This is a genomic window from Sphingobium cyanobacteriorum (assembly GCF_030580935.1).
Lineage (GTDB): Bacteria > Pseudomonadota > Alphaproteobacteria > Sphingomonadales > Sphingomonadaceae > Sphingobium > Sphingobium cyanobacteriorum.
Window position 1 is genome coordinate 52,781 of the sequence record NZ_JAUQOM010000004.1, and the last position, 12,735, is coordinate 65,515.

Consider the following 12,735-nt stretch of genomic DNA (forward strand, 5'->3'; position numbering starts at 1 on the left):
CAAATGCTGCACCTGTCGCTGCGCGCCTGCGCGCTGGCCCTGCCGTTCGCCCTGATGACGCCGGCTTTCGCGCAGGCGGCCAGGCCCTCCGTCACGGCCACGTCGCCGGACGGGTCGATCGTCCTGACCGTCACCACCGACAATGACAGCCGCCCCACCTGGTCGCTGTCGCGCAAGGGCAAGCTGCTGATCGCGCCGTCGAAGCTGGGCTTCATCCTGACCGACGGGCTGAACATGGCGCGCGGCTTTGCCATCGCCGGGGCGGACAAGGGCCAGGGCAATGACCGCTGGGAACAGCCCTGGGGCGAACGCCGCTTCGTCACCGATCATTATAATGCGGTGACGGTCCGTTTCCGCCAGTCGGACGTGCAGGGCGCGCGGTTGATGAACGTGCATTTCCGCCTGTTCGATGACGGCATCGGCTTCCGCTACGAACTGCCGCAGCAGCCCGCTCTCAAAACGATGAAGATCGCGGACGAGAGCACCGAGTTCGACATCGCGCCCAGGGGCACCGCCTGGTGGATACCGGGCGGCGAATGGAACCGATATGAACAGGTGTATCAGCAGACGCCGATCGACGCGGTATCGACCGCGCATACGCCCATCACCATGCGGCTGGACGATGGCACGCACCTGTCCTTCCACGAAGCCGCGCTGGTCGATTATGCGGCCTATTGGCTGAAGCGCGCGTCGGGCCAGACCTTCCGCACCACCCTCTCCCCTTCGTCGCAGGGCGCGCGGGTGATCCGCGATCTGCCGTTCAACACCCCCTGGCGCACCATCCGCATCGCCGACAAGGCGGCGGGACTGGTCGAGAACGACCTGGAACTCAACTTGAACGAACCCAACAGGCTGGGCGACGTTAGCTGGTTCAAGCCCGCCAAATATATCGGCATCTGGTGGGGCATGATCCGGGGCGACTGGAGCTGGGCCGAAGGGCCAAAGCATGGCGCGACCACGGCGCGTACCAGGCAATATATCGACTTCGCCGCCAAACACGGCTTTCGCGGCGTGCTGGTCGAAGGGTGGGACAAGGGCTGGAACGGCGAATGGTTCGGCCATGGCGACGCCTTCAGCTTTACGCAGGCCACGCCCGATTTCGACCTGCCGGGGCTTGCCGCCTATGCCAGGAAGAAGGGCGTTCACCTGATCGGCCATCATGAAACCGGCGGCAATATCGCCAATTATGAGGCGCAACTGGACGATGCGATGCAGCTCTATGGCGGGCTGGGCGTCGATGTCGTCAAGACCGGCTATGTCGCCGACATGGGCGGGATCATCGCGCCGGGCGACAGGCCGGGCGAGACGCGGATGGAATATCATGACGGCCAGCGCATGGCGCGGCATCATCTGCGCGTGGTGGAAACAGCCGCTAGATATCATGTCGCGGTCAATGCCCATGAACCGATCAAGGATACCGGCCTGCGCCGCACCTACCCCAACTGGGTCGCGCGGGAGGGCGCGCGGGGGATGGAATATAATGCCTGGGGGCGGTTTGCGAACGGGCCGGATCATGAGCCTACCCTGGTCTATACGCGGATGCTGTCCGGGCCGATGGACTTCACGCCGGGCGTGCTGAGCCTGGAGGGGGCGGAGCATGTGCCGCTGGCGTCGACGCTGGCAAAACAGTTGGGGCTTTACCTCGCCATCTATTCGCCGATCCAGATGGCGGCGGACTTCATCGAAAATCTCGCCAAATATCCGAAGGAACTGGACTTCATCGCCAAAGTCCCGGCGGACTGGAGCGAGAGCCACCTGATCGCGGGCGACGTGGGCGACTATGCCATCTTCGCGCGCAAGGACCGCAACAGCGAAAACTGGTATGTCGGCGGCGTCAATGATGCGACGGCGCGGACGGTGACGCTGAACTTCGATTATCTGGAGCCGGGCAAAAGCTATACCGCAAGCCTTTACAAGGATGGCGAAGGCGCGACCTATCTGACCGATGCGCGCCACAGGATCGCCTATGAAACGCGGACATTCCGCAAGGGCGACCATTATGACCTGTGGCTGGCGCCGGGCGGCGGCGCGGCGATGCGTCTGGTCGCCGACCAATAGCGAATCCGGCCTTTGAGGCCGGTCTCCCCCGTCGCCGGGCCGGACTGCACGCCGGTCCGGCGGCCTTGCGTCCCATAACCAGGAGCGTCCGCGCCCGCCCCCTTGATCCCGCACCCTCGACACCAGCGCCTGCCACGACCGGATGTTCCTTACGCAGCAGGAACGTTCCTGCCTGTGCCGCATTACACAGGCGAATGGATGGCGCGCGATGCATCATGCGCCATCCGCCCCATGCGATTGGCCAATTCTATCGATCAGTCAGAGCGATATTCCCGGTTTCTCTCTGATGATGACGATCAATAGAACAACCGCATATCCGATGTGAGAGGAGAAGTGACATGGACGCCAAGACCACCGACCCGTTGCGCTGCCCGATGAAGGAGCCTGCGGCCCGGCGCACCCTGCTCGGCCGCACCAACCGCGACTGGTGGCCCAATCAGTTGTCGCTCGACATCCTTCAGCAAAACGGCCTGTCGGGCAATCCGATGGACAAGGATTTCGATTATGCGACGGCGTTCAAGTCGCTGGACTATGCAGCGGTCAAGGCGGACCTGACCGCGCTGATGACCGACAGCCAGCCCTGGTGGCCGGCGGACTATGGCCATTATGGTCCCTTCTTCATCCGCATGGCGTGGCACAGCGCGGGCACCTATCGCACCGGCGACGGGCGCGGCGGCGCGTCGTCCGGCTCGCAGCGCTTCGCCCCGCTCAATAGCTGGCCGGACAATGGCAATCTGGACAAGGCACGCCGGCTGCTGTGGCCGATCAAGCAGAAATATGGCCAGAAGCTGAGCTGGGCCGACCTCATGATCCTGGCCGGCAATGTCGCGATCGAATCGATGGGCGGCCCGGTGTTCGGCTTTGGCGGGGGGCGCGTGGACGTGTTCGAGCCGGAAAAGGACATTTACTGGGGCACGGAGGAAAATTGGGTCGGCGACGAAGCCAATGAAACCCGCATCCAGCCCGACAGGGACATGGCGCTGGAAAGCCCGCTGGCGGCGATCCAGATGGGCCTCATCTACGTCAATCCCGAAGGACCGGGCGGCAATCCCGATGCGCTCCAGTCGGCCCGCGACATTCGCGAGACGTTCGAGCGGATGGGCATGAATGATGAAGAAACGGCAGCGCTGACCGCAGGCGGCCACACCTTCGGCAAGGCGCATGGCGCGGGTGACGCAGCGCTGGTCGGCGCGGAACCCGAAGGCGCGGACATCGCGCAGCAGGGGCTGGGCTGGCAGAGCGGCCATGAAAGCGGCATGGGCGACCACACCATCACCAGCGGGATCGAGGGGTCGTGGACCCCCACGCCGATCACCTGGGACATGAGCTATTTCGACATGCTGCTGGACCATGAATATGAACTGGTGCGCAGCCCGGCGGGCGCGAAGCAATGGCAGCCGGTCGGCAACCCGCCCGAAACGCTGGCGCCCAAGGCGCATACGCCCGGCGTCAAGGTGCCCACGATGATGACCACCGCCGACATGGCGATGAAGGTCGATCCCGCCTATCGCGCCGTCATGGAGCGGTTCCGCGCCGATCCCGCCTATTTCGCCGACGCCTTCGCCCGCGCCTGGTTCAAGCTGTGCCACCGCGACATGGGGCCGAAGGTCCGTTACCTCGGCCCCGAAGTCCCGGCCGAGGACCTGATCTGGCAGGACCCAATTCCCGCCCCGGCCGGACCGGCCCTGGGCGAGGCGGATGTTGCGGCCCTGAAGCAGAGGATCGCCGCGTCGGGCCTGTCGGTGCAGGATCTGGTCAAGACCGCCTGGGCCGCCGCCGTCACCTATCGCGGTTCCGACCATCGCGGCGGCGCCAATGGCGGGCGGCTGCGCCTTGCCCCGCAGAAGGACTGGGATGTCAACGAACCGGCGGCCCTGGCGCGGGTGCTGGCGGTCTATGAAGGCATCGCGGCCGACAGCGGCGCGTCGGTCGCCGACCTGATCGTGCTGGGCGGCGGTGTCGGCATCGAACAGGCGGCAAGGGCGGCGGGCCATCATGTGACCGTCCCCTTCATGCCGGGCCGCACCGACGCTTCGCAGGCGCAGACCGATGTGGACGGTTTTGCCGTGCTGGAACCCAGGGCGGACGGGTTCCGCAACTATCTCCAGACGCGCTACACCGTGCCGACGGAGGAGTTGCTGGTCGACCGGGCGCAGTTGCTGGGCCTGTCGGCGCCGGAAATGACGGTGCTGGTCGGCGGGCTGCGTGTGCTGGGCGCCAACCATGGCGGATCGCCGCATGGTGTGTTCACCAATCGCGTGGGGCAGTTGACCAACGACTTCTTCGTCAACCTGCTCGACATGAACACGGCCTGGAAACAGATGGATGACGCGGCGGATGAAACCTTCGTCGGGTCCGATCGCGCCAGCGGCGAACCGAAATGGACGGCGACCCGCACCGACCTCGCCTTCGGTTCCAATTCGCAATTGCGCGCCCTGTCCGAAGTCTATGCGGCGTCCGATGCGGGGGACAAGTTCGTCCGCGATTTCGTGGCGGCCTGGACCAAGGTGATGAACGCCGATCGCTTCGACCGCGCGTGAAAGTGACAGCGACATGAACAGCTAGTGACCCGAATCTGAAGTTCGTCACCTTATTTGGCAGACGTTGAACAAACTTCAGATTCATAAGGGTCACTAGCAAATATCTGATTCTATTGTGGTTTAAGGATTTGAAATGCGCTCCCAACCTTGCCGAGAAATGTGGCGAATTTCAAATCCACCACATTAGCGGCGATTGGCATGATCGTCGCGGGCTGTGTCCTGCCCTTTCCATCATTTCTAAAAAATCGAACATGCCAGACGATTTTATACAGATTTTTATAGAAAACCTCCTGGCCTAAAGCCTGTTTCAGGGCCGGACGCAGACGGCATCATCCAACGACAGGAGCAGACCATGACCCAGTTCATCACCACCCCCGACGGCGTTGACATTTTTTACAAGGATTGGGGCAGCAAGGACGCCCAGCCGATCATGTTCCATCATGGCTGGCCCTTGTCGTCGGACGACTGGGATGCGCAGATGCTGTTTTTCCTGGCAAAAGGCTATCGTGTCATCGCCCATGACCGGCGCGGCCACGGGCGGTCGGCACAGGTCGATTCCGGCCATGACATGGCCCATTATGCCGCCGATGCGGCGGCGGTGGCCGATCATCTGGACCTGCGCGACGCGATCCATGTCGGCCATTCCACCGGCGGCGGCGAAGTGGCCGCCTATGTCGCCCGCCATGGCCTGCCCCAGGGTCGTGTCGCCAAGGCGGTGCTGGTCAGCGCGGTGCCGCCGATCATGCTGAAAACGGAACGCTATCCCGGCGGCCTGCCGATGGACGTGTTCGACGGGCTGCGCGCCGGGCTTGCCGCCAATCGCGCCAGCTTCTTCCATGATGTCGCGAGCGGTCCCTTCTACGGCTTCAATCGCGCGGGCGCGGACGTGAAGCCGGCGATCGTCGACAACTGGGTGCGGCAGGGCATGATGGGCAGCGCGCTGGCCCATTATGAAGGGATCAAGGCTTTTTCCGAAACCGACCAGACCGATGACCTCAAGGCGATCAGCGTGCCGACGCTGGTGTTGCACGGCGATGATGATCAGGTGGTGCCGTACGGGAATGCCGCCATTTTGCAGGCGGACCTGCTGCCCGACGCCACGCTGAAAATCTATGAAGGCTATTCGCACGGGATGCTGACCGTGAATGCCGATGTGCTGAACGCCGACATATTGGCCTTCATCCAGGCCTGACCGGCGCTGTCCGCGCGGGACGGGTGACGGATCAAGCGTCGCCCGTCCCGTCTGGCGGAGTACCGACAGCGGCATGGCCCCCGGCCGCTGCCTTAAAGCTGTCAGGGGCGTGACAGAAGGGTGCGGCTTCACTATGGTGCCGGTCCATGTTCCGCCACGCCGCCCTGCTGATCGCCCTGCTGATGATGGCGCTGACCAATGCGTCGGCCGTCCATGCGCAGGAACTGGCGGGCGCGATCGGCCTGGAATGTTCGGGCTATGTGCATAGCGATGGCGACGCCGACCAGACGCAGGGCGACGCGGATCGCGCCGCGCCGCATCATCATGGCGGATGCCAGGGCGGGGTGTCGCTGCTGCCGGCCAGGCCTGCCCAACCGCCTCTGCGCGCCACATCGGGCGCGCGGCTGACCTTTGCGCAGGCCAATGCGCTGGGGCGCTGGTCGCCCGGACCCGCGCTGCGCCCGCCCATCGCCTGACCGACACGTCACCGGCGGCCCGATGGCCGTCTGATGTCCTTCGATCAGGATTGCCTTCATGTTCAGGATCATTGCGGCCCTATGCGCCGCCACGTCCTGCGTCGTCGTGGCGCAGGCGCAAACCACCATCGTCACGCTGGAACAGGCGGTCGCGGCCGCCGGCGGCAGCGCGCCCGCCCGTGACGCCGCGCAGGCGGAGATCGACGCGGCGCAGGCGGCGCGCGCCGTCGCGGGCCTGCGTCCCAATCCCCAATTGCAGACGCAGATAGAGAATATCGCCGGCACCGGTCCCTATGGCGGCTTCGACCAGGCCGAAACCACGGTCGGGCTGGCCATCCCGATCGAGCTGGGCGGCAAGCGCGCCGCCCGGATCGGGCTGGCCGATGCCCAGAGCGGGCGGGCGCAGGTCGCCGCCGCGGTGGCCGAGGCCGATATCCGGCTGCAAGTCACCCAGCTTTATGTCGAGGCGGTCGCGGCGGAGCGGCGGCTGGCGACCGCGCGCGACCAGGACCGGATCGCGCAGGCGGCACGGCGCGCGGCCCAAATCCGGGTGCAGGCGGGGCGCGCATCGCCGATTGAGGAACAGCGCGCCGAAGTCGCTGCGCTGACCGCCGCGAACGGCATCGCGCAGGCGCAGCGACTGGCGATGGCGGCGCGCGCCAACCTAGCGCGGCGGGTGGGCCTGCCCGCTGACGCGATGCTGGACGATGCCGCGCTCGACCGCCTGCCGCCCGATCGCCATGGGCCGGCGGCTGTGACCGGGGCCGGGACTTTGGCGCTGGCGGCGGCGGACGCCGATCTTGGCATCGCCGACGCCGGCGTGACGCTGGCCCGGTCGCAGCGTGTGCCGGACCTGAATGTCGGGCCGGGCATCCGGCGGCTGGAAGCGAGCAATGATACCGCCGCCGTGTTCAGCCTGTCGGTGCCGATCCCGCTGTTCAACGCCGGTCGCGCCGCCGTGACGCAGGCGCGCGCCGAACGCCGCCGGGCGGAGGCGCAGCGGCGCATGACCGCGCTGGATGTCGAACAGGCGATCACCGACGCGCAGGCGCAGGCGGACAATGCCGCGGCGACCGCGCGCATGGCCAGCGGCCCGGCGCTGGCCGCCGCGCAGGAAGCCGCCCGCATCGCGCGGATCGGCTATCGCGAGGGCAAGTTCGGCCAGATCGACCTGCTGGATGCCGAACGCACGCTGGCCGACACCCGCATTGCCGCGATCGACGCACTCGCTGCCTATCATAACGCCAGGGCCAGACTGGAGCGCCTGACCGCGCCCGCGCCCGAACAGGGGAAATTCCAATGACGAGACTGACGATGATCGCGGCGACGCTGCCGCTGGCCCTGCTCCTGTCCGCCTGCGGCGACGCGGGCAAGGAGGCGGCGCCCACCGAAGCCCATGAAGAGGGCGAAGCGGACCATGCGCAAGAGGATATCGTGACCCTGTCGGCCGACCAGATCGCCGCCGCCGGCATCCAGATCGGCCGCCCCACGCTGGGCGGATCAGGCACGATCGAACTGCCCGCGACGATCGAGGGCGACCCGCAGGGGATGCAGATCGTATCCGCCGCGATCGGCGGGCGAATCGTGGCGCTGACCCGCAATCTGGGCGAGCGCGTGGACCGCGGCCAGACGCTGGCGGTGATCGAAAGCCGCGAGGCGGCGCTGCTGAAGGGCGAGGTGGAGGCGTCCCGCGCCCGGCTGGCGCTGGCCAACAGCAACCTGGCCCGCGAACAGCGGCTGTTCGCGCAGAAAGTGTCGCCGGAACAGGATCTGGTCGCCGCGCGCACCGCCGCGACCGAGGCACGGATCGCCTATCAGCAGGCGCAGGGCCAGATCGCGGCGGCGGGCGGCGGTGGCGGCGGCCTCAACCGGCTGGGCGTCATCGCGCCGCTGTCGGGGCAGGTGATCGGGCGCAGCGTCGTGCTGGGGCAGATGGTGGCGGCCGACGCGGAACTCTATCGCATCGCCAACCTGTCCACCGTGTCGCTGTCGATCAACCTGCAACCCGCCGACGCCGGCCGGGTGAAGCCGGGCAACAGCGTGACCGTGCGTGCGGCCGGGCGCGCGCGGGTGGCGCAGATCCGCTTCGTGTCGCCCGCGCTGGACGCGCAGACCCGGCTGGTGCCGGCGATCGCCACGCTCGACAATCGCGACGGCCAGTGGCGCGTCGGCGAACCCGTCACCGCATCGGTGCAACTGAACGGCAGCGACGACAAGGCGGTGCGCGTCCCCGCCACCGCCGTCCAGACGGTGGAGGGCAAGCCCGTCGTGTTCGTCCGCACCGCCACCGGCTTCCGCGCGACTCCGGTGACGCTGGGCGACAATGCCGATGGCGGCATCGTCCTGCGATCGGGCCTGAAGGGCGACGAGACGATCGCCACCACCAACAGCTTCACGCTCAAGGCCGAACTGGGCAAGGGCGAAGCCACCCATGAGGACCATTGAGCCATGATCGCCCCTATCGTGAACTGGGCGGTCGACCGGCGCTGGCTGGTCCTGACCCTCACCCTGATCGCCGCCCTGATCGGCGGCGTCGCCCTGTACCGGCTGCCGATCGACGCGGTGCCGGACATCACCAACAACCAGGTGCAGATCAACGTCCGCGCCCCGGCCCTGTCGCCCGAACTGGTCGAAAAACAGGTCGCCTTCCCGATCGAAACCGCGCTGGCGGGGATTGAGGGGCTGGACCATACGCGCTCGCTCAACCGCAACGGCTTCGCCCAGATCACGGCGGTTTTCGATGAAAGCACCGACATTTATTTCGCGCGCCAGCAGGTGGGCGAACGGCTGAGTGGGGTCGCGCAAAGCCTGCCCGATGGCGTCAGTCCCGAAATGGGGCCGATCGCGACGGGCCTGGGCGAAGTCTATATGTGGACCGTCCGGCTGGAACATCGCAAGGATGACCGGCATCTGCCCGGCGAACCGGGGATGCAGCCCGACGGCAGCTACATCACGCCCGAAGGCGAACGGCTGACCAGCGAAACCGACAAGGCGACCTATCTGCGCACCGCGCAGGACTGGATCGTAGCCCCCCTGCTCAAGACCGTGCCGGGGGTCGCCGGGATCGATTCGATCGGCGGCTTCGCCAAACAATATCAGGTCGTGCCCGATGTGCAGCGGATGGCCGCGTTGGGCATCAGCCTGACCGACCTTGCCACCGCGCTGGAGCGCAACAACAGCAGCGTGGGCGGCGGCTTTGTCGATCGCAATGGCGAAGGGCTGGCGGTGCGGTCCGACGCGCTGATCCGCAATGCCGACGAACTGGCGCGCATCGTCGTCGCGACGCGCGAAGGCGTGCCGATCATACTGGCCCAGGTGGCGAGCGTGAAGCTGGGCCAGGCGGTGCGGATGGGATCGGCGTCGGAAAATGGCACGGAGGTCGTGGTTGGCACCGCGATCATGCGAATCGGCCAGAACAGCCGCACGGTGGCAACCGCAGTGGCCGATCGTCTTGCGTCCATCAACGCATCGCTGCCGCCTGACGTTATCGTGCAGCCGGTGCTGGACCGCACCGCCCTGGTCAACGCGACGATCGCGACGGTGGCGAAGAATCTGGGCGAAGGCGCGCTGCTGGTCATCGTCGTGCTGTTCGCGCTGCTGGGCAATGTCCGCGCCGCGCTGATCGCGGCTCTGGTCATTCCCGTCACCATGTTGCTGACCGGATTCGGCATGGCGCAGGCGGGCGTGTCCGCCAACCTCATGAGCCTGGGCGCGCTCGATTTCGGGCTGATCGTCGATGGCGCGGTCATCATCGTGGAAAATGCGCTGCGGCGCATGGCGGAGCGGCAGCATCAGGTCGGGCGGACGCTCACGCGGGCGGAGCGGCTGGACACGGTCGCCGCCGCCGCGCGGGAGATGATCCGGCCGTCCGTCTATGGGCAGGCGATCATCATCCTGGTCTATGTGCCGCTGCTGATGCTGACGGGCGTGGAGGGCAAGACCTTCGTGCCGATGGCGATGACGGTCATCATCGCGCTGGCCTTTGCGTTCGTGCTGTCGCTGACCGCCGTGCCCGCCGCAATCGCGCTCTGGCTGTCCAACCGGATCGAGGAGAAGGACGGGCGGATCATGACCTGGCTCAAGGCCCGCTACGAGCCGGGGCTGGACCGGGCCATGGCGCGACCCAGGCTGACCATCGGCTTTGGCATCGGCGGCTTTGCCGTGGCGGTGCTCGCCTTCCTGTCGCTGGGGCAGGTGTTCCTGCCGCAACTGGACGAAGGCGACCTGCTGATCCAGGCGCTGCGCATTCCGGCAACATCGGTGCAGCAGAGCCAGGCGATGCAGGCGCCGATCGAAAAGATGGTGGCGCGCCAGCCCGAAGTGCGGTTCGTCTTTTCCAAGACCGGCACGGCGGACCTCGCATCCGACCCGATGCCGCCCAATGCGACCGACATGTTCGTGATCCTGAAACCGCGCGACCAGTGGCCCGACCCGTCGATCGGCAAGGCCGGGCTGGTCGAACGGCTGGAGCATGCACTCAATGCCATTCCCGGCAACGCCTATGAAATCACCCAGCCGATCCAGATGCGCTTCAACGAACTGATCGCGGGCGTGCGCGGCGACGTGGCGGTCAAGATTTTCGGCGACGACTTCACCGCCATGAACGCCACGGCGGAACGGATCGCCGGGGTGCTGCGCCGCACGCCGGGGGCGGTGGACGTGAAGGTCGAGCAGACCAGCGGCCTGCCGATGCTGGACATTCGCGTCAATCGCGACGCGATGGCGCGGCTGGGCGTCACCGCGCAGGATGTGCAGGATGTGGTATCGGCGACGATCGGCGGGCGGACGGCGGGCATGATCTTCGAAGGCGACCGGCGTTTCCCGGTGGTTATCCGCCTGTCCGAAGCGCAGCGCGCCGACTTCGCGCAATTGCACCAGATACAGGTGCCGGTCGCGGGCGGCGGCTTCGTCCCGCTCGCCAGCGTGGCGGAGCTGCGGATCGTGGATGGTCCCAACCAGATCAGCCGCGAAAATGGCAAGCGCCGCGTCGTCGTGCAGGCCAATGTGCGCGGGCGCGACATTGCCGGCGTGGTCGCCGATGCGCAGGCCGCCATCGCCGCCGATGTGCGCCTGCCCGCCGGCGTGTACCTCACATGGGGCGGGCAGTTCGAAAATCTCGCCTCCGCGCGGGCGACGCTGCAATATGTCGTGCCCGCCTGTTTCCTGCTGATCCTGTTGCTGCTGTACGGCGCGCTGCAATCGGTGCGGGACGCGGCGATCGTCTTTACCGGCGTGCCGCTGGCGCTGGTCGGCGGAGTGCTGGCGCTGTTCCTGCGGGGGATGGATTTTTCCATTTCCGCTGCGGTCGGCTTCATCGCCTTGTCGGGCATCGCGGTGCTGAACGGACTGGTGATGCTGTCGTCGATCCAGCAACTGATGCAGAGCGGCCTCGATCGCGCCGCCGCCGCGCGGGCGGGCGCGGTGCAGCGGTTGCGGCCCGTCGCCATGACGGCGCTGGTGGCCAGCCTCGGCTTCGTGCCGATGGCGCTGGGCAGCGGCGCGGGCGCGGAGGTGCAGAAGCCGCTGGCGACGGTGGTGATCGGCGGGCTGGTGTCGGCGACCTTGCTGACCCTGTTCCTGCTGCCGACCCTCTATGCGCGCTATGGCGGGAAGCGGCGGGTGCTGCAGGCGGAAGAGGCGCCGCCGCTGCTTGCCCACTGATCCGGGCGGGGCGGCCCTTGCGCCGCCCCATTCCGGTCAGCGCGGGGCCATGCGGATCGCGCCATCCAGACGGATGACCTCGCCGTTCAGCATCGGGTTGCGGATGATCGCTTCGACCAGTTGGGCATATTCGGCCGGTTTCCCCAGACGGCTGGGATGGGGCACCTGCGCGCCCAGCGCATCCTGCACATGATGGGGAAAGGATTGGACCATCGGCGTCAGGAAGATGCCCGGCGCAATCGTCATGACGCGGATCTTGTGGCTCGCCAGGTCGCGCGCGACCGGCAGGGTCATGCCGACCACGCCGCCCTTCGACGCGGCATAGGCCGCCTGCCCGATCTGCCCGTCATAGGCCGCGACCGACGCTGTGTTGACGATGACGCCACGTTCGCCGTCCACCGCATCGGCGGCGGCCAGGCGCGCGGCGAATTGCGCTATCATGGTGAACGTGCCGACCAGATTGACCGCAATGGTCTTTGCGAACATGTCGGCCGGATGCGGCGCATTGTCCTTGCCCACCGTCTTGGCCGCGGGCGCAATGCCCGCGCAGTTGACCAGGATGCGGGCGACGCCATGCGCCGCCTGCGCCGCGTCCAGCCCGGCCGCGACGCTGGCGTCGTCGGCGACGTTGACCGGGACATGGAGGCCGCCCAGTTCTTTCGCCGTCGCCTGGCCCGCCGCTTCATTCAGGTCGAAGATCGCGACCCTGGCGCCCTGCGCCGCCAGCATGGTTGCGGTCGCCTGCCCCAACCCCGAAGCACCGCCGGTAACGATGGCCGATAACCCATCGATATGCATATGTTTTTCC

8 protein-coding genes are annotated in these 12,735 nt (G+C 66.9%); 7 read left to right on the forward strand and 1 reads right to left on the reverse strand.

Annotated elements, in window-relative coordinates:
* The first annotated feature begins 3 nt into the window (after positions 1–3).
* The 7 genes from Q4610_RS10580 to Q4610_RS10610 all read left to right on the forward strand — a co-directional run bounded on the left by Q4610_RS10580 (position 4) and on the right by Q4610_RS10610 (position 11,927).
* Positions 4–2,058, forward strand: a complete 2,055-nt coding sequence (locus tag Q4610_RS10580; protein ID WP_425262554.1) for a glycoside hydrolase family 97 protein — start codon at positions 4–6, stop codon at positions 2,056–2,058.
* 338 nt (positions 2,059–2,396) lie between these two features.
* Positions 2,397–4,598 (forward strand): catalase/peroxidase HPI, encoded by a 2,202-nt coding sequence (gene katG / locus Q4610_RS10585; protein WP_304535914.1) that lies wholly within the window; start codon positions 2,397–2,399, stop codon positions 4,596–4,598.
* Positions 4,599–4,950: 352 nt separating this feature from the next.
* Positions 4,951–5,790 (forward strand): alpha/beta fold hydrolase, encoded by an 840-nt coding sequence (locus Q4610_RS10590; protein WP_304535915.1) that lies wholly within the window; start codon positions 4,951–4,953, stop codon positions 5,788–5,790.
* A gap of 146 nt (positions 5,791–5,936) precedes the next feature.
* Positions 5,937–6,266: a hypothetical protein gene (locus Q4610_RS10595; RefSeq protein ID WP_304535916.1), complete on the forward strand. Its 330-nt coding sequence runs from the start codon at positions 5,937–5,939 to the stop codon at positions 6,264–6,266.
* A gap of 58 nt (positions 6,267–6,324) precedes the next feature.
* Positions 6,325–7,569 (forward strand): TolC family protein, encoded by a 1,245-nt coding sequence (locus tag Q4610_RS10600; protein ID WP_304535917.1) that lies wholly within the window; start codon positions 6,325–6,327, stop codon positions 7,567–7,569.
* The gene (locus Q4610_RS10605; protein WP_304535918.1) at positions 7,566–8,711 is read left to right on the forward strand and encodes an efflux RND transporter periplasmic adaptor subunit; all 1,146 of its coding nucleotides are present in this window, start codon (positions 7,566–7,568) and stop codon (positions 8,709–8,711) included. Before Q4610_RS10600 ends, Q4610_RS10605 begins: the two co-directional genes overlap by 4 nt.
* Positions 8,712–8,714: 3 nt before the next feature.
* Positions 8,715–11,927, forward strand: coding sequence for an efflux RND transporter permease subunit (locus Q4610_RS10610; protein ID WP_304535919.1), 3,213 nt, complete (start codon positions 8,715–8,717; stop codon positions 11,925–11,927).
* A gap of 36 nt (positions 11,928–11,963) precedes the next feature.
* Here the strand turns inward: Q4610_RS10610 and Q4610_RS10615 are convergent, their stop codons facing one another.
* On the reverse strand, positions 11,964–12,725 hold the full coding sequence (locus Q4610_RS10615; protein ID WP_304535920.1) for an SDR family NAD(P)-dependent oxidoreductase: 762 nt from the start codon (positions 12,723–12,725) through the stop codon (positions 11,964–11,966).
* Positions 12,726–12,735: the final 10 nt, after the last annotated feature.

Bases quoted from the DNA above. Each gene is read 5' to 3' on its own strand.
- Q4610_RS10580 (WP_425262554.1), top strand. From the start codon at position 4: ATGCTGCACCTGTCGCTGCGCGCCTGCGCGCTGGCCCTGCCGTTCGCC.
- katG (WP_304535914.1), top strand. From the start codon at position 2,397: ATGGACGCCAAGACCACCGACCCGTTGCGCTGCCCGATGAAGGAGCCT.
- Q4610_RS10590 (WP_304535915.1), top strand. From the start codon at position 4,951: ATGACCCAGTTCATCACCACCCCCGACGGCGTTGACATTTTTTACAAG.
- Q4610_RS10595 (WP_304535916.1), top strand. From the start codon at position 5,937: ATGTTCCGCCACGCCGCCCTGCTGATCGCCCTGCTGATGATGGCGCTG.
- Q4610_RS10600 (WP_304535917.1), top strand. From the start codon at position 6,325: ATGTTCAGGATCATTGCGGCCCTATGCGCCGCCACGTCCTGCGTCGTC.
- Q4610_RS10605 (WP_304535918.1), top strand. From the start codon at position 7,566: ATGACGAGACTGACGATGATCGCGGCGACGCTGCCGCTGGCCCTGCTC.
- Q4610_RS10610 (WP_304535919.1), top strand. From the start codon at position 8,715: ATGATCGCCCCTATCGTGAACTGGGCGGTCGACCGGCGCTGGCTGGTC.
- Q4610_RS10615 (WP_304535920.1), bottom strand. From the start codon at position 12,725: ATGCATATCGATGGGTTATCGGCCATCGTTACCGGCGGTGCTTCGGGG.